Here is a 23,214-nt window from a genome sequence, read left to right as displayed (position 1 = left end):
TCCGGTTAGGTGTTATCGATGATGAGAGTACGCTTTGATTTGTTCAATCAATGCAACAGTTCGTGTGGCATCGTCTATAGAGATGCAGTGATTCTTTGCACCCTGAATAAGATGGACAAAATCGGTGATCATACCGAGATATACCTGATTTTTATCCCAGGCGGGATCACAATAAATGACCTCAATACCATTGGCTGAGCTCAATGAGATCGAATTTTTAATAAGATCCCATTCCAACGTACCTTCACTGCCAATTACTCGGCATTTACGATGTGCTTTTCGTTGGAGAAAATCCAGATGAACAGTGGCAATGGCGCCCGTTGTATCGCCAAGCATGATATCAGCCATGTCCTCAACCGACAGGCCAAGCTCTGCGGAGGAAGACAAGCTTGCATATTTGACTTGAAGTGGCCCAAGCAGCCACTGAATATAATCGAACTCGTGACTGAGCTCCAGCAATACCCCTCCCCCCAGCTCCGCACGAGCAGAAACGCTGTGCCGGAAATCTTTGCTGGGGCGCCAATCAGGCAGATATTGCCCGGTTTCAACCTGGACATGGTAGCAGCGGCCCATTTTCTGCTCAGCTAACAGATTTTTCATGAGCATGGCCGATGGCAAATAACGAAGGCAATATCCGACAGCCACCGGAGTATTGTGCTCATGGCTGGCAGCCAGAATGGCCTCACAATCGGCAAGTGATGCCGCCAGGGGTTTTTCAATCAGAACAGGAATGCCTGCTTTTATCAGAGGAATCGCATGAACAGCATGCAATGTCGCAGGGGACGCGACGATCACAAATTCAATCCGATGCTGGATAAGCGCGTCTACTGAAGAGACCAGCACATCGCAATCACTGATATCCGCTGCAGCAACCTGACCACTGGCAGACATGGCATAGATGGAAGCGGATGGATAAAGGTGCTTTAAATTTCTTCTGTGACGAACCGAGATATTACCGAGGCCAATGACAGCAATACGTTCCATTATCAGTGCAATCCAAGTGAAGATATATCCGATTGAGCACGATTGAAGTCTTCCATTCGACCGATATCCAACCAGTACTCATGGATAGGGAACATCAATACCTGCTTGTCTGCCTGCATGTGTCGTTCGAGCAGCGTCGGCATATCGACGCGCTCACTTTTCAGCACAGATTGGACAATATGGGGGTCAACGACATAAATTCCGGCATTGACAAAGAAATGATGTACCGGTTTTTCAATCATGCTGGTGATCTTGTTTCCCTCACCCGTGATTACGCCGTAAGGAATTTGATAATCATATTCACGCACACACATGGTGGCATCAGCGCCGTTTTCAACATGAAAATCGAGCAGACGATTGAAATCCACTGTAGTGAGCACATCGCCATTGATCATGATGAGTGGTAGAGCTGGAATGTCGGCTGGCAGCAGACCCAGGGCGCCACCTGTTCCCAGAGGAGTCTCTTCGTAGACGTAACGAATATTAGCCCCCCAGGCTGAGCCATCGCCAAAATAATCGGTGATCTGCTCGGGCATATAGTGGGTAGAGATATAGATGTTCTTGAAACCGGCCTTGAGGAACTGATTCAGTAGGGTCTCCAGTATGGGCTTGTCACCCACCTTGAGCATGGGCTTGGGGCAGTTGTCAGTCAGCGGGCGCAGCCGGGTACCAAATCCACCCGCCATGATGAAGACGGGATTGCCATAGCTCGGCGCTTTCGCCGCCTGCTCCCAGGTTTCCAGCCCAATCAGCTTGCCCGCATCATCGACCACCGGCAGAGAAAGAACACTACGTTCACGCATGGTCTCCAGCAACTGCGCGCGGGTCAGTTTGGCCGAGACGGTGATGGGGGTAGGGTTCATCACGGCCGTGACGCTTTGCGTCAGGGAGACATTGTTCAGGATGGCGCGGCGAACATCGCCATCAGTCACGACCCCCAGCAGGTGCTGCTCCTCATCCACGACCAGACAGACTCGCAGCGCCTCTTCATTGATCACGGCCAGGGCATCACGCACCGAGCGTTCGGGCGACAGCACTACTTTCTTCCAGTTTTTTTCCACTTAGGCCCCTTATGCTCTCACACAAGAGCAATATTTCCAGTAAATACGGAAATCATATTAAATATACTTATCAATGAAAAAAACAAGAGATAAAATCATAAAAATAAAACACAATTATTACTGTGCTATTTTCACCCAATCATTGACAATTCCATATATATAATTTAACACACTCACTAATCAGGGGACGTAAAGTTCAGCTTGGCCATCAATCACTGTGCGATGTCCTACTTTACAAATTGTTCTAAAGTTCACTCTTCTTTTTTTTTCATCAATACCAATCACTTCAACAATCGCCTTCACCGTGTCACCAAGATAAACTGGCTTTTTAAATTGAAATGATTGGGATACATAAACGCAACCGGGGCCAGGTAATCTAGTCCCAAATAGAGCAGAGAAAAAACTTCCTGATATTAAACCATGAGCTATCCTGTTTTTAAATCTAGAATTCTTAGCGTACTCATCATCTACATGAACGGGGTTATGGTCACCCGAGAGACCAGCAAAATTCTTAACATCATAGTCTGTTATCGTTTGTGAATATGAAGCCGTCATACCGATCACAATGTCTTCAAACTTTATATTTCCTGGGTACATATTCATGCTCCTCGCTTGATAGATTTAGCGGGGCATCCAAATACTACATCACCTGCTTTTACATTCTTAGTTACAACCGCTCCCATACCTACCACGGCACCTTTGCCAATAACGAGTGGTCGTTCAGGTAAACCTTGCTTTATCATGGCACCAGTACCAATATATGCATTATCTTCAATTACTACATTACCATTGCACTTAACAGAGGGGGCAAAAGTGACATAATCACCGATAACACAATCATGGGCTACATAGCTATAGATATTGGCATGAAATGACCTTCCAATCTTGACATTAGATGTTAACGTAACAAAAGGTGAAAGTATTGCGCCAGCCCCAATAGAAACCTCATCCATAACAACAACGTTATCTGCAATGACATTTATATTCTCGATTCCAGCAGCCATCAAATCCCGCTCAATTTTTTCTCTTATAATTCCATCTGCAATTGCTATTACTGCTTTTCTATTTTTTGCCTTAACACTCAAAAAGTCTTCATATGTGATGACATCAACATCATTTACCTTGTCATTACCACGCTCCAAATCAACAAAATAAATGAAATCATCTTCACCAAGTTTTCCTCTGACAAGGGGAAGCACTTCACGACCAAAACCGCTTGCACCAAAAATACCATACAGATTATCAATCATCTTAAATACATCCTCACATTGAACTTTAGATTAAATCATCTGGGCTGTAATTTTTTGTTGCTTGGGTGCCAATAATATCCCAATAGGAGTAAGGGCTGATACCTGTTCCTGGTCGTTTCACAGCTAAATGCGCAGCAGTGAACACCGTGCCAGCCTGGATAAATGTTGCTGCAACTAGGCTTTTTCTGGCTATCAATTTGTTTCTAATTTCACTCTTCTGAGCTCCTTTGATGCCATCCCCAATAGCCTGTTCAACACTTCGAATCGACGAAATCATCAGGGCAAGCTCATCAGGCTCTAGAGAAGCTTTATGATCAGGCCCGTCCATGTTTCTATCGAGAGTAAAATGCTTCTCTATAATACGCGCACCTCTAGCCACGGCTGCAATGGGGATCACTATTCCCTTGGTATGATCAGAGTACCCTACAGGCAACTTGAATGCATTTAGCATTGTGTCCATTGCAGAAAGATTAACATCCTCAACAGGAGCCGGGTATTCAGTGGTACAATGCAAAATATATACTTTTTCTTTGAGAACTTTTTTGCCTTCGCTAGAAGTATATGCAGCGACAAAATCGTCTTGTGTTGGTTCTTTCCCATTACGATTGAGATAGCCATAAGCGATAACACCCAAAGCCATCTCAATCTCACCTAAGCTAGCCATCCCTGTTGATACAATAAGATTGCAACCAGTTTGCGCATGTTTCAAAATAAATGGTGCATTAGTTAACTCACCAGAAGCAATTTTAAGCGTCTTCAATCCAAGTTCATTTACCAAAAAATCAAGGCTTTCGTCATCAAATGCCGTGGATAAAAAATCAATACCTAGCTCATTGCACCGTGCGATAAGATGATGGTGAGCGTCATATGATAGCTCCAGCCGAGACACCATCTCCAACTGACTCTCTACCTTTCCTGTATTTTGTATCTGATAATCGGCTTGGACTGCTTTCTGCGTTATTGATTTGCTTGCCTTGAATGTTTGGAATTTGACAGCATTAGCCCCTGAATTATACGCTGACTCGACGAGTTCAATTGCTAATTTTTCGCTACCATTATGATTTACACCAGCTTCAGCTATTATATAAGTCATTTATAATCCACCTTTACAAATCATGAAACTTTTTAGTTTGGAATATCTTGTGAGTTTTAATTATGGTAATTATTTTTTCACTCACACTTCCTTCACCATATGGATTGTTGAACTGTTTTTTGTCTATTCCTTTCAAGGCAATTTTAATCGAGTTAACGATATCATCGGTTCTCGTATCAGTATGAAGAACACTATAAGCTGATAGCCTGCCTTTTTGACGTTGCCCAATATTAATGGTCGGAACACCAAGAGATGGAACTTCAGATATGCCACTTGATGAGTTACCGATAACAGCAGCAGCTAATTTTACTGCGCTCAGATAACGCTGCTGACCAAGTGACTTAATTGCAAGTACTCGCGTGGGCTGCTCATTAGCGTAAGCCTCTAATACAGGTATAAGACTACGACCACCATCATCTGCATTTGGATATGTAAGAATAATCTGATGATTAGGGAACTGCTCCAATGCATCCAATATATTTTTAAAGCTCTGCAAAGCAGGCTCATCAGCTATTGTAACGGGATGATATGTCACTATAAAAAAAGGTTTCTCCAGAGCAAACTGGAGCGAGGATTGTAGCTCCTCCAAACTCAGCATCGGTGTACGATGCAAATGCTCATTCCCTATTGTACCCACGTTGAACACCCGCTCAGGCGCCTCACCCAACTGAATGACACGCTGTCGATAGGGCTCGGCGGCTGTGAAGTGCAGGTAGCTCAACTTGGTAATGGCATGGCGAATGGCGTCGTCATAAGCCCCCTCGGTGATCTCGCCACCATGGAGGTGTGCTACCGGAATGCGCTGCAACATGGCCGCCTGGGCTGCCGCCAGCGCTTCAAAGCGATCCCCCAGGATCACCAACATATCCGGTTGCAACCGGGCCAATGCATCTGCCAGCCCGAGCAAGGCCACGCCCATGCTTTTGACCACACCGACAGAGGTATCGGAGGAGAGCAGCATCTCGATGCGCTCATCGATCTTGAAGCCATCCTGCTCTATCTGCTGATAGGTCAGGCCGAACTCGGGGGACAAGTGCGTACCCGAGACGATCAGCTTGAGCTCCAGATCGGGATCCGCGGCAATGTCTTTCATCAACCAATAGAGCAGCCCGTATTCGGCACGGGTACCGGTAAAGACGGCAATGGTGTTGGTCATGTTCAGACCTCGACAGGCGAGCTGGGCAGGTTGATCAGATGGGCTTCCAACCATTCGGCATTGTTAAGCTCCCCACGCAAGGCATGAGAGAACATGGGCAGGCGATGCATCAGTTTCCATACAGGCCGGGTCATGACACCAGCCTTGTTCAGCTCGGTCAGCAACGTATCCCGCTGGGCCTGATCTTCACAGACAATCGCATTGAGCCAGTAGTTGGAGCGTCCATAAGAAGGCTCGGTCACAAACTGGCATGCCTGTCCCTTGAAGAACTCGGCATAGTGCATGGCAAGCGCCCGCTTTTGCGCCAGGAATTGCGGCAGGGCTTCCATCTGGGCACATCCGAGGGCCGCATTCAGATTGGGCATCCGGTAGTTAAAACCGGGTTCATCATGATAGAACTCGAACGGGTGCGGCACCTTGGCCGTGGTGGTGATGTGCTTGGTGCGCGCCCCCTGTTCGGCATTCTGGCAGAGCACCATGCCACCACCACCCGTGGTGATGATCTTGTTGCCATTGAAACTCAGGGCGGAAAACGCACTCAGCGTCCCCGTGTGTTTGCCTTTGTAGTAGGAACCCAGGCTCTCGGCAGCATCTTCCACCAGGGCGATGCCCCAGGCCTCGCACACGGCCTGAAGTTCATCGAGTTCAACCGGATGACCAAAGGTATGCATGGGCACGACGGCTTTGAGGCGGCGTCCGCTTGCCTTGTGGATGGCACCTGTCTCGGTGCGAGACGCATGCTCTTCCAGCCAGTTGGCCAGGGCAACGGGGCACAAACCCAGGCTCTGGCGTGATACATCGACGAACACGGGTTCTGCGCCCATGTGATACAAGGCATTGCAGGTCGCCACGAAGGTCAGGGGCTGGGTGATCACCAGATCCCCTGCCTGCACCCCTGCCATGTAGAGCGCGATATGCAGCGCCGCCGTGCCATTCATGGTGGCAACGGCACGGGCTGAACCGGTAAAGGTGGCTATTTGCTGCTCGAACTGCTCAACATAGGCACCGACACTGGAAACGAAGGTGCTTTCGAGGGTATCGAGCACATATTGACGTTCATTGCCGGCAAAGGTCGGGGCGTGAAGAGGGATAAAGTCATCGGTTTTGTAGGTATCACGAATAAAACGAATCAATTGGGTATGCATACCGATTCCTTACATCTTGCCGTCGAGATATTTGCCTGTTTCTTTATGACCAAAGTCCGGGATCATGGCGAAGAACAGCTCGACGATCTCTTTCTTGTCCCAGGCGCGTTTCGTTTTCATGGCCGCGATAGTCTGCTCAAAATGATTGAGCAGGTCATTCTGATAGGCGGGTTCATTCTTGATGATGCCCAGGTTTTCAAACCTATCCATGTCCAGCACTTCTTTATCAGTGAAGAACTCTTCGAAGTCTTTCTCACCCGTGGTGTCGCTTTCGGTAAAGAGGCAAGGCCACATCCCCTGCTCAGGCAGATTTGCCATCAGGGTTCTGGCTTCATCCTCGTCCTTGCACAGATAAGGCTTGTAGCCATGCTGTTCCAGATACTTCACGGCGATTTCGGCGAAGGTAATGAGGTGCAGGGACTCGCTGAGCTTGGGGAAGAAGATATCCCGATTCTCACCGAAGATGCAGGACATCAGGCACAGCTCACCGGACTCCTGGGGCGTCACGAAATAGCGTTTGATGTCACTGGGGGCGACGATGGGCTGACGCTTTTGCAACCGCTGGTTGAAGCCGTGCAGCAGGGAACCGTCAGAGAAGGCCACGTTGGCAAAGCGCGCGGTTGAAATGGCAATCTGCTCGCTGCGGCGCATCAGGAACATCTCCATGATGCGTTTGGAAGCCCCCATCATGTTGACCGGATTGGCCGCCTTGTCCGTCGAAACACAGAAATACTTTTTCACACCCATGTCGATGGAGTGCTGGATGGTTTTGTCGGTGTTGAATACATTGACGTCGATCATGCGCATCAACGTGAAAGGGTCTTTCTCGCTGCGCACGTGCTTCAACGCGGAGAGATTGAGCACATAGTCGTAAGCGCCATCGGCTTTGATAAAAGCATCATATTCAATGGAACCAATATCCAGCGCGAACGTCTGGAAATCACCATCGATATACCCGAACGAGCTGCGGATATCGCGCACCAGCTCAACCATGTTGTTCTCGCTGATATCGACAACATGCAATTTACGTGGACTTCTCTTGAAGATCTCTTTGGTCACCGCCTGGCCAATAGAACCAGCGCCACCAAGAACCAGAAAACGGGACTGGCTGACGATCTCAGACAGCTTTTGCTCATTTTTACCAATGTCATCAACGAACAGGTCTTTATTACGACCAATGAGACTCAAAATATTATTCTTCATATTAAAGATACCAATCTGAAGTTCAGTCCGGGAAGGACATGTAAATACGTCAACAATGAATTCAATCAACTTCTCAAACTTGAGCGAGACACCAGCTGATTGTCTTAAGTATTCCTGACTCAAAGCTGTGCTGCGGCAGCCATTTCAGCTCCGAGGCCATCTTGCTGGCATTGATGGCATAGCGACGATCATGGCCGGGACGGTCCGCCACGTGAATGATCTGCTCCCGATAAGAGCCAACCTTGGGTACCAAGTCATCGAGCAAATCGCAGATGGTCAGCACCACCTCCAGATTCCGCTTCTCGTTGTGACCACCGATGTTGTAAGTCTCTCCCACCCGACCATTGGTCAGCACCAGCAGCAGCGCTTTGGCATGATCTTCCACATAGAGCCAGTCACGGATCTGGTCTCCCTTGCCATAGAGGGGGATAGATTTGCCAGCCAGGGCATGACTGATGGTTTGCGGGATCAGCTTCTCTGCATGTTGCCAAGGCCCGTAATTGTTTGAACAGTTGGTCACCAAAATTGGCAGCCCATAGGTTCGGTGCCAGGCGCGCACCAGATGATCGCTCGATGCCTTGGCGGCAGAATAGGGGCTGCTGGGCGCGTAGGGCGCTCTCTCGGTAAAGAGCGGCAGCGGTTCGTTCCACAGAGGGTGGCCAGCACTCACTTCATCTGGATGGGGCAGATCCCCATACACTTCGTCGGTGGAGACATGATGGAAACGAAAAATGCGCTGGCGCACCTCATCCAGACCGCTCCAATAGGCGCGGGCAGCTTCCAGCAACATATAGGTGCCGACGATATTGGTTTCGATGAAAGCGGCAGGTCCGGTAATGGAGCGATCGACGTGACTCTCTGCCGCCAGATGCATCACGGCATCTGGCTGATGCACAGCAAACACGCGATCCAGCTCGGCACGATTGCAGATATCTACCTGCTCGAACGCATAGCGTTCGCTATCGGCCACATTCGTCAAGGATGCCAGATTGCCTGCATAGGTCAGTTTATCGAGGTTGACGACGAGATCCTGAGTATGACCAATGATATGGCGTACCACAGCCGAGCCGATAAAGCCGGCACCTCCGGTAACAAGAATCTTCATATCAGTAGATATTCATGTAAGGCCAGTGAATGGCGGGTAACAAGAATTTTGGATACAAGGCACACGTTTCAGTGCCGACAGAGCAATAAATACCAAGTAGTCAAAACACGCCGTTTTCTGGCAACTACGTTAGCTACCGCCCTTGAGTTACAGCTCCCAACACGCTGCTTTTAACCTGATTGTGCGCGCTGTTGGTCATCATATCCTCCAGCTTCTTGTTTTGGTTGATGTTTCACAATGGCATCACATCACATTGCTCGCTCAGGCACTCCCGGCCCAGCATTGTTCACATCTTGGGCAGTTAAGTGCCCCAAACCCGATTTTGGGCCAGATTCTATCTTGTTTGCCCCAAGGATGAACAGTCAAAACAACAGGAAACCCCCCATGCCGTCCAGGATTCAATAAAAACCGTTCATCGAACTTTCCACCCAGATCGCTTCAGGAGACATGTATACATCCCGCCAGACTGTGTTATCCAACCTCTGACAATAAGATGAAAATCAAATTAATTCATAAGGTTAAATCTATGCACCTGTAGTGGTCTGGTCGTCAAGATGAGGTAACCATAACGACACCATGACCCCTGATAGTGCGCCTATATATATGCCAAGCCCCGGCCCGTGCGATAGGAACGGTCGCAACCCTTGGTACTGAAGTGCTGGGTGAGCCCAAGGTTGCCGTTAGCTTTGGTTGAGGGGTCATGAATCCGCCTGGTCACGGAGTGAGGCGGAGCGATGATAATAAAGGCAGACACGATTCAGTCCCGATACAGGGGGGTTATGTAGGATCCTCGTTGACTCTCCCCCTTAGACACCCTCTAATTGACAGCCTGGACCCTTATCATCATGCATCTTATGAAAATCCTACTGGTCGAAGACGACAAGCTGCTCAATCATCACCTCACCACGCTGTTGACCGAGGCCCAGAATCAAGTCCACAGCACGGACAGTGCCCAGGTGGCGCTGCACTATGCGGCCGACTACCCCATCGACGTTGGCATCATCGATCTGGGCCTGCCGGACATGGACGGCCTGCAGCTCATCAGCCGATTGCGCGAACAGCAGATCCCCTTCCCCATCATAGTCCTGACGGCCCGGGGCAACTGGCAAGACAAGGTGGAGGGTCTGGAGGCTGGCGCCGACGACTATCTGGTCAAGCCGTTCCAGAAAGACGAGCTGCTGGCCCGCCTCAATGCCCTGGTTCGTCGCAGCGCCGGTTTCATCTCCCCCCGGGTGAAGGCGGGTGACTACGAGCTGGATCTCTCCCGCAAGGAGCTCACCGTCGCCGGCGAAGTCACAGTGCTCACCAGTTTCGAGTATCTGATCCTGGAATACCTGATGCGCAACGCCCGCCAGGTGGTTTCCAAGCAACAGCTGCTGGATCAGCTCTATGGTGATGGCGAAGGGGACCCGAACACCATAGAGGTGATGGTGAGCCGACTGCGCAAGAAGCTGGATCCGGAAGGGGTCATATCACCCATCTCCACCATCCGCCGTCAGGGTTACATCTTCAACCTCTCCTGCAGCTGATGCCCCGTTTCATGCTGCACCCCATGCAACTGATCCGCCGCTCGCTGCACCTCAAGCTGATGCTGAGCGCCATGCTGGTCATCGCGCTCATCATGACCTTCTCCGTCTATATCCTCTATCTTGGTCACGCCGAGGAGCAGGCGCAGAAGGCCAGCATCCGCATGCAGGAGAATCTCTCCAAGCTCTTCTCCTCCAAACAGCCCGATCCCCATGCCATCACGGATCTCGGCAACATCACCCCGGATGCCATCGACCCCAATCTCGACACCCTGATCTGCCGCTCCGACGGTGAGCTGAGCTGGTCCAGCCTGCACATGCCCGAGGTGATCACCATGAAGGGGACCATCTGCCGGGATCTGATGAAATACCTTGGCGGCCTGGATCAAGACTATTTCTTCAAGCTGCACACCATCAAGAATGGTGAGAGCTACTTCATCTACAGCCTGCGCTTCCTGCGCAACCACGGCGACGGCCCCACCACCTACTACGTGGTCATGGTCGATTCCGCCAAGCGTTACCAGGCCCAGACCCGGGAGTATCTCTACCGCTGCATTCGTCAGGCGCTGCTCTCTTATTGCCTGCTCGGGGCCCTGCTGCTGCTCACCAGCTTCTGGAGTCTCTCCTCCCTGCGCACCATGGCGCGGCAGATTGACGAGATCCGCGCAGGCTCCCGGGAGTCGCTCTCCAACGACTACGAGCGGGAGCTGACACCGCTGACCGAGTCGGTCAACCAGCTGCTGGAGAATGAACGCCAGCAGACCCAGCGTTATCAGCACGCCCTGAACGATCTGGCCCACAGCCTGAAAACCCGGCTGGCGCTCATCCAGATCACCGCCCAGGAGCTCAAGCTCGGCCACGATATCCATGACAACATCAGTGAACAGATCACCACCATGGATCAGATCATCCAGTACCAGCTGCGCCGGGCCGTCACCGGACGAAAACGCCTTGCCAGCAAGGGTACAGAGCCGGTGCCCCTCATCGAGAAGCTGCTGGCCAGCCTCACCAAGGTCTACCGCCACAAGAAGCTGCAGACCGTCTTCCAGTTTGATGACGACGTCTTCTTTCACGGTGAACAGGGCGACCTGATGGAGTTGATGGGCAACCTGCTCGACAACGCCTGCAAGTTCGCCATCAGCGAGATCCAGGTGCGGGTCAACCGCCAGGGCAGCGGCCTGCTCATCGTGGTGGAAGACGACGGCCCGGGCATAGACCCCGGCAAATCGCAGCAGATCTTCCAGCGCGGCGTGCGGGCAGACAGCTCCCCCGGCCAGGGAATAGGGCTAGCGGTGGTGACCGAAATCGTGCACAGCTATGGCGGCAAGATCCGGGTTGACGAGTCACCACTCGGTGGCGCCAGGTTCCATATCACCCTCCCCTGACACCCCAGGCCCCAGATATGGGGCCGAATACCAGAGGTGATTTCCAGACCCATTTGGTCTCAAAAAATACATATTTATCATCTGGCTGCATTAGAAACTTAACCAAGGTTGTGGCATAACTTAACACCATTAACTAACGCACGGATGCGATAGCCATGGTCAACAAGCCTGCCAACCCGTTCTTCAGGCCCCAACAGCAGATGCTGGCGTTGGAGCCGCGCATTCTGTTTGATGGCGCCGCCGCCGTCGCCGCCGAGCATCAGAACCAGGATAACCAGGCCACCCCGGCTGACGCCCCGGATCATGGGGCGCCTACGCAGACGGCCCAGCCTCGCCAACTGCTGGTCATCGATTCCCGCATCGAGCAGGCCAGCCAGCTGACCAAGAACCTAGACAGCCATGTCAGCCTGCTGCTCATTGACAAGCAGACCGACGCCCTGGCCGCCATCGGCGCCAAACTGGCGGAGCTGGGTCAGGTTGATGCCGTCCAGATCCTCTCCCACGGCGCGGCCGGCCAGTTCACCCTCGGCAACCGCACCCTGACGGCCGACAACCTGGCCAGCATCAGCCAGCAGTTGCAAGGCTGGCAATCCCACCTGAGCGAGCAAGCCGACATCCAGCTGTATGGCTGCCGGGTCGGTGCCGGGGAGTCGGGACGAGCGCTGGTCAGTGCCCTCGCCAAGTGGACCGGCGCCGATGTGGCGGCATCCAGCGATGATACCGGCGCCAGCAGCAAGGGGGGGGACTGGGAGCTGGAGGTGAGCAAGGGCCTCATCAGTCAACCCCTTTCACTCGATCGGGCGGCGATGCAGAGTTACGATCGGCTGCTCGCCAACGCCGACCCCAGCAGCAGCCTGCCCCTTGGCAGCGCCAATGTCCTGCTGGGCGAGCGGTTCGAATTCACTGTCACCGTCAGCAACGAGGCGAGCCAGACCGGCTATGCCCCCTATCTGGATCTCTACCTGCCCGGCACCGGCAAGGACGGAGACGATGGGGTCAGCTTCATCAAGGCCAGCTATCTGGGCCAGGCACTCAAGACCCACAGCGTGGTGTTCGACGCGTCTGGCAATGCCACCCATCCCCTCGCGGTCGATGACAGCGGCAACCCCCTCGTCATCCGGGCGGCTGACGTCGGCCTGCGTGCCGGTGACACCCTGGTGGTCGTCGAGATCCCCTTTGGCAGCGTCAATCAGGGTCAACCGGATATTCCTATCCAGATCACCGCCCAGTTGAGCAATCTGGCCGACACCAGCTATTCGGCGGCGTCGCCGGATCTGACCATCGGCATTCGCAGCGGTTTCCAGTATGGCAATGACGCCCTCAACAATCCCCTCGACGATCCCAGCCTGGTCGAGGGAGACTTGCACAGTTTTGTGGTCAAACCGACCGTCATCCGCTTCGAGCACAGCCTCGACATGCCCGAAGGCGAGACGGCGACCGGCCCCAACTTCAACCACACCCTGGTCCTGACGGCCATCCCGGCCGATGGCCAGACCCTGAACAACGTCGTCATCAGCCAGACCCTGCCCGCCACCATCCAGGTCACCGCCATCACCCCGGGGCAGAATGGCATACTCACCTCGGTCACCCTCTCGGATGGTCGTGTCCTCACCAACCCAGCCCTCATCACGGCGGCCATCAACAGCGACAGCCTCTTCATCCAGGCCTTTACCGTGACCTACAGCAGCCTCGCCGCCGCCACCGATACCCTGGTCAAGTTCTACGTACCCGAGGCCGATGCCAACGGTCAGCAGGTGATCAACCCCAACAGTGGGGATGCGGTACAGATCACGATTGCGGCCCCCACCGCCAGCGGTGAGTGGACCCCGCTCGACAGCCGGGATCTGACGCCTCCCGCCACCAGCATCGACTTCGCCGGCCAGGGTGACCCCATCGGCTTCACCGCCCGCTCCATCGCCCTGCAAAAAGAGGTCAGCCTCGCCATCGACGGCGGCAAGGCCGGGATCTCGCCGGGCGATACCCTGGATTACAGCATCAAGATGACCCTCTCCGACTACTTCGCCTTCGGCAAGAATCTGTTTGGCGAGGGTCAGTTCGTCGTCACCGACACCCTTGGGGACGGTCAGACCCTGACCGGCGCCCCCACCCTGACCCTGACGCGCAATGGCGCGAACGAGACCATTGCCCTGGTCTACACCACGACGGTCAATGCCGACGGTTCCACCAGCATCAGCTTCGACATCGGCCAGTCCCTGGCCAACGCCTTCCCCTTGCTGAGCTGGCTTGCCGGGGATCTCGCCTTCGATGACGACCAGCAGGGGGCCACCCTGGCGCTGCTGAGCTACAGCGCCCTGATAAGCCAGAGCTACACACCGCCGGCCGGCAACCCCCAGAGCGAGATCAACGAGGGGGATGCCATCGGCAACAGCGCCAGCGTCACCGCCAGCGTCCTTGAAAATGGCACCAACCTGACCGGCGGTACCGAGTCAGACAGCTCCCAGACCACGACGCGCATCCCCACCAGCCAGGTCGAGATCGCACTGACCAACATCAACGGGGTCGGCAGCCCGGGGGGCGCCATCGAGCTGCGTCCGGGGGATCTGGTGACCTTCCGGCTCAGTTACGATCTGGTCACCGGGGACTACGAACAGTTCAAGCTGACGGCTTACCTGCCCTTGCCGCTGTTCGATCTGACGGGCATCAACTGGAGCGAAGGAAGCGGCGTCGGCCAGTGGCACTTCGGCAGCGGTGACACCAACCTCGGCAATCTGGTCAGCATCAGCAATGGCCCCGGCAACTCCCTCGTCTTCGATTTCGGCAGCTATGCCACCAGCGCATTGGGGGGCAGCCGCATCGAGGTGGAGTTCACCCTCAGGGTCGGTGATCAACCCTTCGCCGATCAGCGCACCCTGGACGTGCTGGCGCAATCAAGCCAGGTGACCACCCTCAACAAGACCCAGCTCAGCAGCTCTGACGTTACCGTCATCACCTCCATCGCCGAGCCGGATCTCGCCATCGGCCACGGGGTCGTCTCATCGAGCAACGGCACAGTGACCGGCACCACCGGCAGCTGGCAGACACCGGGCAGCGGCGGGGTCCCCTTCACCGGCCCGGTCACCGACATAAATGCGATGAATGGCAGCGTCACCGACATAGATGGCGCTGATAGGCTGCGCCTGGCGACGGCCATCGAGAACCGGGGCGGTGGCGGGGCCTTCGATGTGGTCACCAGCATCACCCTGCCCGCCGGCCTCTCTTTCCTGAACGGCTCGCTGGCGGCGGCCAACCTGCAGATCTATCGGGGCGATGGCACCCCGCTGGTGCTGGGGACCGACTACCAGGTGAGCGGCAACACCATCAGCTTCCTGGATGCCGGCAATGTGGCGACCTTGTTGCCGGGACGGGATGGCACTGCGGCGGCCAATGGGGGCAGCAATCTCATCGTCATCACCTATGAGGTGGAGGTCGCCAGCGACATCCGGGCCAGCAGCACGCTGGAGACCAGCGCCATCCTCAGCAATTACGCCAGCGTCAACAACGGGCAAGACTTCACCCCCGTCGATCTGACCGACAAGGGGAACGCGCAGATCGCCGTCCCGACCCTCACCATCGACTTCAGCAATGGCGATGCCGCCTCCGCCTCCAGTGCTGGCCATACCTCGGGGGCCAATCTGGTGATTGGCGAGAGCATGGGCTATGACATCCGGGTGACCCTGCCGGAGGGGAGCACCCAGCAGCTCAACATCAGCGATCTCATTCCCCCCGGCTTCAGGCTCGACACCAGCTTCAATGGCGGCAAGGGTTATGAGCTCATCACCACCGGCTTTGCCGGCAGCATCAGCGAGCCCACCCTGGGGGGCGCCGGGGTCGGCACCAATGGCGCTGATGCCCTCTTCAGCTTCAGCGCAAGCGGCGCCAACGCCGACAACAATGAGGGCAACAACAGCTTCACCCTGCGGCTGCGCCTGGTCGCCGACAATGTCGCGTCCAACCAGGCCGGCACCGGCCTCAGCAATGGCGCTACCCTGCACTACCTGGATCCCGACGGTGACGTCGCCGGCGGCAGCGCCCTGACGCGAGAGGTCACCACGGCCCCCGCTCCCTCCGCCTTCATCCAGGAGCCGGTGCTCACCATAGCCCAGAACCTCATCACGATCCCGCCGCCCTACGGCTTTGAGGAAGGGGATGCGGTCAGCTTCAACATAGTGATCAGCAACAACGGCCCCTCGACGCCTTCGACATCCGGCTAAGCGATCTGCTGCCCGGCCAGCTGAGTGGCTATAACCTGGTGTCGGTCATCTATGATGGCGTCGATGTCAGCAGCCAGTTCGAACTGGTAGGCAATCAGTTGCAGACCAGGGCCGATGCCAACCTGGATATCGCCGTGGGCAAGCAGCTGACCCTGGTGCTAAGCGGTGTGGTCAATGCCAGCGCCACCAACTTCGCCCAGTTGACCAACCAGGCCGAGGTGCAGTGGACCAGTCTGAACGGCAACCTCGGCACCGCGGCCGATCCCGCCGGTGAACGTACCGGTGCCGACGGCCTGCCCGCCAGCCAGGTGCTCAACGACTACCGCGCCATCAATCAGTCACTGATCCCCATCGCCAGCGGCATCCTCATCTCCCGGGTCGGCGGCGTGGATGACACCGGGGGCGGTGCCACCGATGCCAGCCATGAACAGGTCACTGTCGGCGAGATCATCCGCTACAAGGTGGTGGCCCTGATCCCCGAGGGGGAGAACGACAACTATGAGCTGAGGGTCAGCCTGCCCAAGGGGCTGAGCTTCCTCGACAAGGGGCAGGTGCGTCTCGCCCTCATCTCCAGCGGAGGGCTGACCAGCAGCCTGAGCGGTAGCGCCATCACGGGCGCCGACGTGGCGGGCAACGAGACCAGCAGCGCCGCCCAGGCCATCTCCCCGACCCTGGCCAATGGCTTGCAGGGCCTGCTCGACGCGGCCCAGATCGAGATAGTGACCGACGCCAATGGTAACCAGACCATCATCTTCCGGCTGGGGGATATCTCCAACCTGGATGCGGACGGCGACCTCGAGGGCATTGCCATCGAGTTCAACGTGCGGGTCGACAACAGTGCGGGCAATCAGGCCGGCGCCCAGCTCGGGGTCTTCGCCAGGGATTATGTGGGCGCGGATCCGGGCAATCTGATCCAGCGCGGGGCCAGCCAGACCCTCTATCAGGACATCATAGAGCCCAGCCTGGGCGGCCTGGACAAGACGGTGATCGCCTTCGACCCCAGGGCCATCGACAGCAACACCGGCCGCGCCCAGGTCCAGATAAGCTTCGCGCAGTCCGGGGGCCTGGCCGCTTTCGAGCCGCGCCTGACCGACGGTTTCCCCGGCGGCAGCAACTATGCGCTGACCAGCCTGACCATCACCCTGGGGGGGACCCTCTATACCTACGACAGCGGCGACAGTGCCAACAACTATGGCCTGCCGCCGGGCGTCACCGTCATGGTCACCCAGGGCGCCAGCTTCGCGGTCGACTTCTCCCGGCTCGATGGCGGCGCAGAGGTGACCCTGGTCTATAGCGTCGATCTGCCCAATGGCGCCACCATTGCCGGCACCGACGCCACCCTGACCTGGTCCAGCCTGCCGGAAGACTTCAGCGGCTGGGGCGGCTCCACCGTCGGCACGGACGGCAGCGCCAGCGGCGAGCGCACCGGCCAGGATGGCCAGGGCAACACCCTCAACAACTATGTGCTCGCCAGCACAGCCGGGCTTGGCCTCGTCAGCGGCACCCTGTGGAACGACACCGCCAGCGCCACCGCCAGCACCCAGCCGGATGGACCCGGGCTCGCGGGCCAGACGGTCACCCTGGTCTGGGGCGGGCTGGATGGGGACCTCGCCACCGCCGGGGACAACCAGAGCTTCACCACCACCACGGATGGCAGTGGCCGCTTCTCCTTTGGCATCTTGCCGGCGGGCGTCTATCGACTCGATGGGCCGGCGGGGAGCACCATCACGGACGCAGGCTATGGCACCTTGCAGGTTCGCATCGACAGCGACGGCGGCACCCTGGGGCAGATCGGGTTAGTGCTCACCGGGGCCGGCATCGACGCTGGCCAGTTCGAAGCCGGAGCCAACATCGGCTATGTGGAGCTCAACGATGCACCCACCCTGGGCAACACGACCCCGGCCCAGAGCGTGGATGAAGATCAGGATCTCCAGCTGGTCGGGCTCTCGGTAGCCGACATGGACGCGGGCAGCGGTACCCTCACCCTCACCCTGACGGTGACCCAGGGCGTGCTCTCCCTGGGGAGCGCAACCGGCCTGAGCGTGGTCACCAACAACGGCGGTGGCCAGCTGGTCTTGACCGGCAATCTGGCCGCCCTCAATGCCGCCCTGCTGACCCTCAATTACCGTGGCAACCAGGATTACAACGGCAGCGACACCCTCTCGGTGCTGATCAACGACAACGGCCAACTGGGTGACAAGCTCAACGGCGACGGCATCCCCGGCAATGCCGAGGATGCCCTGACGGCCACCACCAGCGTCCTCATCACCCTCAACCCGGTCGACGATGCCCCCGTCGCCCAGAACGACACCACCACGGCGCGGGAAGCGGGCGGTACCGCCAACAACCTGCCCGGCACCTCGCCCCAGGGAAATCTGCTGCGCAATGACACCGACGTGGACATCGCCACCAACAGCGACATCCTGCACCTTGGCCAGGTGACCAGTACGGCCACCGGCAACAGTGCCACCACCAATTCGGTCGATGTCGAGGCCAGCATTACCGGCAAGTACGGCACCCTCTATGTGCTGCTCGGGGGTGGCTATCGCTACGTGCTCGACAACGACAACCCCGATGTGGAGAGGCTGCGCCTTGGCAGTGACACCCTGACCGAGCAGTTCGACTATCAGGTGATCGATGACGAGGGCGTCAGCAACCAGGCCAGTCTCATCATCACCATCCAGGGCGCCAACGACGCCCCCTTGGGCAGCGACGATGCAGGCAGCGCCACCGAGCAGGGGGTCGGCCAGGCCGGCACGGACGCCATCGGCAATGTGCTCACCAACGACACTGACATCGATGCGGGAGACGGCAAGGGAGTCAGCAAGGTCGCCCTGGGACCGGACACCAACCTCAGCCAGATAACCGATGTGCCCGGCGGCAGCACCAGCGCCAATGGTGCCGTCATTGTCGGGCTCTACGGCACCCTGACCCTGGGGGCCGACGGCAGCTATCGCTACCTGGTGGACAACAGCAATGCCGCCGTCCAGGCCCTGAGGCAGGGGGACACCCTCACCGAGACCTTCAGCTACAGGGTCACGGATCTGGGCAACCTCCACGACATCGCCGCCCTGGTGATCACCATCAACGGCAGCAATGATGCCCCTGTGGCGGTGGATGACACGGGCACCGCCGTCGAGGCCGGGGGACTCGGCAACACCACCCTCGGCAGCAATGCCACCGGCAACGTGCTCGCCAACGACGGCGACCCCGACGCCGGCAACCCCGATGAAACCCGGCATGTCGCCACTGTCCGCACCGGCACCACAGGGGGCACGGGCACTGCTGGTACCCTGGGCTCCCAGTTGCGGGGCGACTATGGCTGGCTGCTGCTCAATGGGGATGGCAGCTACACCTATGTGATCGACAACGACCTGGCGGCGGTGCAGGCCCTGCGTCTGGCGACCGATACCCTGGCCGACCGCTTTACCTACTCCCTGGTGGATGCCGCCGGCGCCAGCAGCCTGGCCACCATCACCATCACCATCCAGGGGGCCAATGATACCCCCACCGCCGTCCCGGATGCGGCCATCGCCATCGAAGGCATCGATCAGGCAAGCGGCACCAATCCAGGCGGCAACGTCCTCACCAACGACACGGATCCCGATCGCAACGGGGAACAGTTCACCGTCACCGGCGTCAGCTTCGGGGCCACCAGCGGCACCGTCGGCAGTGCAATAAGCGGCCTCTATGGCACCCTCACCCTCAACGCTGACGGCAGCTACACCTATGTACTGGACAATGCCAATGCCACGGTGCAACGACTGCTGCCCGGCGAGAACCTGGTCGAAGCGTTTGACTATCAGATGCGCGACCTTGGCGGCCTCGTCAGTGCCCAGACCCTGACCATCACCATTCAGGGGCGCAACGACACCCCGCTGGCGGTGGCCGACACTGGCACCGCCGTCGAGGCGGGGGGGGCCAACAACACCACCCTCGGCAGCAACGCCACCGGCAACGTGCTCGGCAACGACACGGATCCCGAATCGGGCAACCCCGACGAGCGCAAGACGGTCAGTGCCGTGCGGACAGGCACCGGCACCGCCGGCACTCTCGGCAGCCAGCTGAGAGGCAACTATGGCTGGCTCACCCTCAACGGGGATGGCAGCTACACCTATGTGGTCGACAACAGCCTGGCGGCGGTTCAGGCCCTGCGCCTGAGCAGCCATACCCTGACCGACAGCTTCGGCTACACCATGCAGGATGCCAATGGCGCGACCAGCCAGGCCAGCGTCACCATCACCATCCAGGGAGCCAACGATGCCCCCGTCGCCACGGCCGATACCGCCACCGCCATCGAGGCCGGCGGCCTGAACAACGGCCTACTGGGGACAGATCCCACCGGCAACCTGCTCACCAACGATACTGATCCGGATCGCAACGGGGAGCAGCTCACCGTCACCGGGGTCAGCACAGGCGCCACCAGCGGCATCATTGGCAGCGGGCTCAACGGTCTCTATGGCACCCTCACCCTCAACGCCGACGGCAGCTACCGCTATGTGCTGGACAATGCCAATGCCGCAGTGCAGCGACTGCTGCCGGGGGAAACCCTCACCGAGCAGTTCGATTACCAGATAACGGATCTCGGGGGCCTCGTCAGTGCCCAGACCCTGACCATCAGCATCCAGGGGCGCAATGACACCCCGGTGGCAGTCGCCGACAACGGCACCGCCGTCGAGGCGGGGGGCGTCAACAACAGCACCCTGGGCAGCAACGCCACCGGCAACGTGCTCGGCAACGACACGGATCCCGAATCGGGCAACCCCAACGAGCGCAAGACGGTCAGCACAGTGCGGACCGGCGCTGGCACAGCCGGCACTCTCGGCAGCCAGCTGAGGGGCAACTATGGCTGGCTCACCCTCAACGGGGATGGCAGCTACACCTATGTGATCGACAACAGCCTGGCCGCGGTCCAGGCCCTGCGAACCAGTGCCGACACACTGACCGACAGCTTCGGTTACGGCATGACGGACGCCAACGGTGCCAGCAGCTCAGCCACCCTGACCATTCGTATCCAGGGGGCCAACGACACCCCCGTGGCCAGCAACGACATCGGGATCGCCGTCGCCGACAATGGTGCCGGCAATGTGGTCAATCCCAACGGCAACCTGCTGGGCAACGATACCGACATCGACAGCGGCGACAGCCTGATCCTCAGCGGTGGGCGAGCGGGAACTGAAGCCGCAGGCGGCACGCTGGCCGCCGTCACCCAGGTCCTTCCCCTCACCCTGACCGGGCTCTATGGCACCCTCACCCTGTATCAGGATGGCCGTTACCAATATGCCCTCGATACCGGCAATGCCACCGTTCAGGGGCTGGGGCCCCTGCAGACCCTGAACGACCACTTCACCTACCAGGCGCAAGATCTGGCGGGTGCTGTCGATCTTGCCCAGCTCACCATCCTCATACGGGGGCGCAACGATGCCCCGGTCGCCAACCCGGATCAGGCCCAGGTGATCGAGGCGGGCGGACTCAATAACGGGCAACCCGGTCTGGATCCCGGCGGCAATGTGCTCGGCAATGACAGCGATCTGGAGGGCGATGCCCTGACGGTGACGGGCGTTCAGCATGCCGATGGCCAGAGTGCCGCCCCGGGGACTGTGCTGCAGGGGCGCTATGGTGAGCTGGTGATGAATGCCGATGGCAGCTGGCACTACCGTCTGGACAACAGCCTCGCCGAGGTGCAGGCCCTGCGCGGGCCTGACCAGACCCTGACCGAGCTCTTCAACTACCAGATCGCGGATCTCTGGGGCGCCGCCAGCGCCAGCACGCTCACCCTGACCATTCGCGGCAGCAACGACACGCCGATCGCCGTGGATGACAAGGCCAATGCCCTCGAAGCCGGCGGCATTGACAACACGGCGGCGGGGCTGGATCCCGTCGGCAATGTGCTGGACAACGACAGCGACGTGGACAGCCAGGCCAATGGCGAGACCAGGACAGTGCTCACCGTCAGCGACGCGCTCGGCAACAGCGTCAATGCGGGTCAGGTTTTGCAGGGACGCTATGGCCAGCTCATCCTCAATGCCGATGGCAGCTACCAGTACCTGATTGACAATGACAACCCCGAGGTCGAGGCGCTGCGACTGGCCAGCCAGACCCTCACCGAGGTGTTCAGCTACCGCATGCGCGATCAGGGGGGAGCCCTCTCCGAGGCACGCCTGACCGTCGTCATCCAGGGGGCCAACGACAACCCGGTCGCCCAGGATGACAGCGCGGTGGCAAACGATCAGGTGCAGGCCCCCCATGCCTCGGGCCAGGTGTTGCCCAACGATGGTGATGTCGATGGCGATGATCCCCTGCGCGTCACCGGGGTGCGCAGCGGCACCGAGGACGGCAGCGGCAATGGGGGCACCCTCGGCCAGCCGCTCGCCGGGCGCTACGGCTGGCTGACCCTCAACCAGGATGGCAGCTATAGCTACACCATAGATCTGACCAACCCGGAAGTGCTGGCCGCCGCCGGCCTCGGCCAGGTGTTGCAGGATGTGTTTACCTACACCCTGGGGGATGGCAGCGGGGCCACCGATCAGGCCCAGCTGGTGATCCACCTGGACATCTCAGCCCCCTATGTGCCCCCGCCCGACACCAGAGGCGCCGGCCCTCATGATCTCGATCAGGGGACAATGGGGGATCTGGGTGCGCCGCTCCCCGACCTGACCCCGGCCATCTTCGTCACCCCAGTGGTGCAGAACATCAACAGGCTGCTCGGCGCCAGTTCAGAGCGCACCGACGGCAGCTTGCTGTTCTTCGGCCTGACCCCGGAGATCCACAGCCAGAGCATAGGCCAGGGCCTGGGCCAGCTGGAGGGGACCTTCGTCAGCCAGAGCGTGCAGGAGAGCTGGCTGGCCCAGGAACAGGATCTGGCCAGCTTCCTCGGTCGTCACGGCCGGGTCAGCCTCAGCGCCGACGGCCTGCTCAGCGATGAGTCGGTGTTTGCCATGACGCCACAGGATATGCGGCCTCATGGCGCCCCCGATCCCGCTGGCAAGGCCAGCAGTTTTACCAGGCAATTGCAGGATGCGGCAGGCCGCGCCATGACAGGCACTGCGCGCACAGCCACCCTTGCCACCAAATCAGGCACTTGATTCTAAGGAC

General features: G+C 57.7%; 12 protein-coding genes and 1 pseudogene. 4 read left to right on the top strand and 9 right to left on the bottom strand.

The genetic code is table 11. The features are described 5' to 3' along the window. Nucleotides 1-12 precede the first annotated feature (12 nt). The 9 genes and pseudogenes from ACFWHB_RS07135 to rfbB form a co-directional block, all read right to left on the bottom strand. Nucleotides 13-984 (bottom strand): Gfo/Idh/MocA family protein, encoded by a 972-nt coding sequence (locus tag ACFWHB_RS07135; RefSeq protein WP_395949790.1) that lies wholly within the window; start codon nucleotides 982-984, stop codon nucleotides 13-15. Nucleotides 985-986: 2 nt separating this feature from the next. Further along, nucleotides 987-2,045, bottom strand: coding sequence for a nucleotidyltransferase family protein (locus ACFWHB_RS07130; RefSeq protein ID WP_395949789.1), 1,059 nt, complete (start codon nucleotides 2,043-2,045; stop codon nucleotides 987-989). Between the two features lie 180 nt (nucleotides 2,046-2,225). After that, nucleotides 2,226-2,642, bottom strand: a complete 417-nt coding sequence (locus ACFWHB_RS07125) for a MaoC family dehydratase (protein ID WP_395949788.1) — start codon at nucleotides 2,640-2,642, stop codon at nucleotides 2,226-2,228. Nucleotides 2,643-2,644: 2 nt separating this feature from the next. Continuing rightward, entirely contained in the window at nucleotides 2,645-3,295 is a 651-nt protein-coding gene (locus tag ACFWHB_RS07120; protein ID WP_395949787.1) for an acetyltransferase, read from the bottom strand. Between the two features lie 25 nt (nucleotides 3,296-3,320). Beyond that, nucleotides 3,321-4,388 (bottom strand): N-acetylneuraminate synthase, encoded by a 1,068-nt coding sequence (neuB, locus tag ACFWHB_RS07115; protein WP_395949786.1) that lies wholly within the window; start codon nucleotides 4,386-4,388, stop codon nucleotides 3,321-3,323. A 13-nt stretch (nucleotides 4,389-4,401) separates the two neighbouring features. Next, complete coding sequence (neuC, locus tag ACFWHB_RS07110; RefSeq protein WP_395949785.1) at nucleotides 4,402-5,544, bottom strand: UDP-N-acetylglucosamine 2-epimerase; 1,143 nt, start codon at nucleotides 5,542-5,544, stop codon at nucleotides 4,402-4,404. 2 nt (nucleotides 5,545-5,546) lie between these two features. Beyond that, nucleotides 5,547-6,689 (bottom strand): LegC family aminotransferase, encoded by a 1,143-nt coding sequence (locus ACFWHB_RS07105; protein WP_395949784.1) that lies wholly within the window; start codon nucleotides 6,687-6,689, stop codon nucleotides 5,547-5,549. Nucleotides 6,690-6,698: 9 nt separating this feature from the next. Further along, nucleotides 6,699-7,892, bottom strand: coding sequence for a UDP-N-acetylglucosamine 4,6-dehydratase (locus ACFWHB_RS07100; protein WP_395949783.1), 1,194 nt, complete (start codon nucleotides 7,890-7,892; stop codon nucleotides 6,699-6,701). 85 nt (nucleotides 7,893-7,977) lie between these two features. Beyond that, a pseudogene (gene rfbB / locus ACFWHB_RS07095) lies at nucleotides 7,978-8,997 on the bottom strand (dTDP-glucose 4,6-dehydratase); the annotation flags it as partial. A gap of 854 nt (nucleotides 8,998-9,851) precedes the next feature. Here rfbB and ACFWHB_RS07090 point away from each other — a divergent pair. The 4 genes from ACFWHB_RS07090 to ACFWHB_RS07075 all read left to right on the top strand — a co-directional run bounded on the left by ACFWHB_RS07090 (nucleotide 9,852) and on the right by ACFWHB_RS07075 (nucleotide 23,204). Then, nucleotides 9,852-10,526 carry a response regulator gene (locus ACFWHB_RS07090; protein ID WP_042649691.1) on the top strand — a complete coding sequence of 225 codons (675 nt, stop codon included), beginning with the start codon at nucleotides 9,852-9,854 and terminating at the stop codon, nucleotides 10,524-10,526. After that, on the top strand, nucleotides 10,526-11,908 hold the full coding sequence (locus ACFWHB_RS07085; RefSeq protein WP_162627184.1) for an ATP-binding protein: 1,383 nt from the start codon (nucleotides 10,526-10,528) through the stop codon (nucleotides 11,906-11,908). Before ACFWHB_RS07090 ends, ACFWHB_RS07085 begins: the two co-directional genes overlap by 1 nt. A gap of 155 nt (nucleotides 11,909-12,063) precedes the next feature. Continuing rightward, nucleotides 12,064-16,119, top strand: coding sequence for a DUF4347 domain-containing protein (locus ACFWHB_RS07080; protein ID WP_395949782.1), 4,056 nt, complete (start codon nucleotides 12,064-12,066; stop codon nucleotides 16,117-16,119). 38 nt (nucleotides 16,120-16,157) lie between these two features. After that, nucleotides 16,158-23,204 carry a VCBS domain-containing protein gene (locus tag ACFWHB_RS07075; RefSeq protein WP_395949781.1) on the top strand — a complete coding sequence of 2,349 codons (7,047 nt, stop codon included), beginning with the start codon at nucleotides 16,158-16,160 and terminating at the stop codon, nucleotides 23,202-23,204. Nucleotides 23,205-23,214 lie beyond the last annotated feature (10 nt).

Origin of the sequence: Aeromonas mytilicola subsp. aquatica (genome assembly GCF_044336385.1) — a bacterium.
Taxonomy (GTDB): Bacteria; Pseudomonadota; Gammaproteobacteria; order Enterobacterales; family Aeromonadaceae; genus Aeromonas; species Aeromonas rivipollensis.
This window is presented reverse-complemented; position numbering and strand designations above follow the sequence as displayed.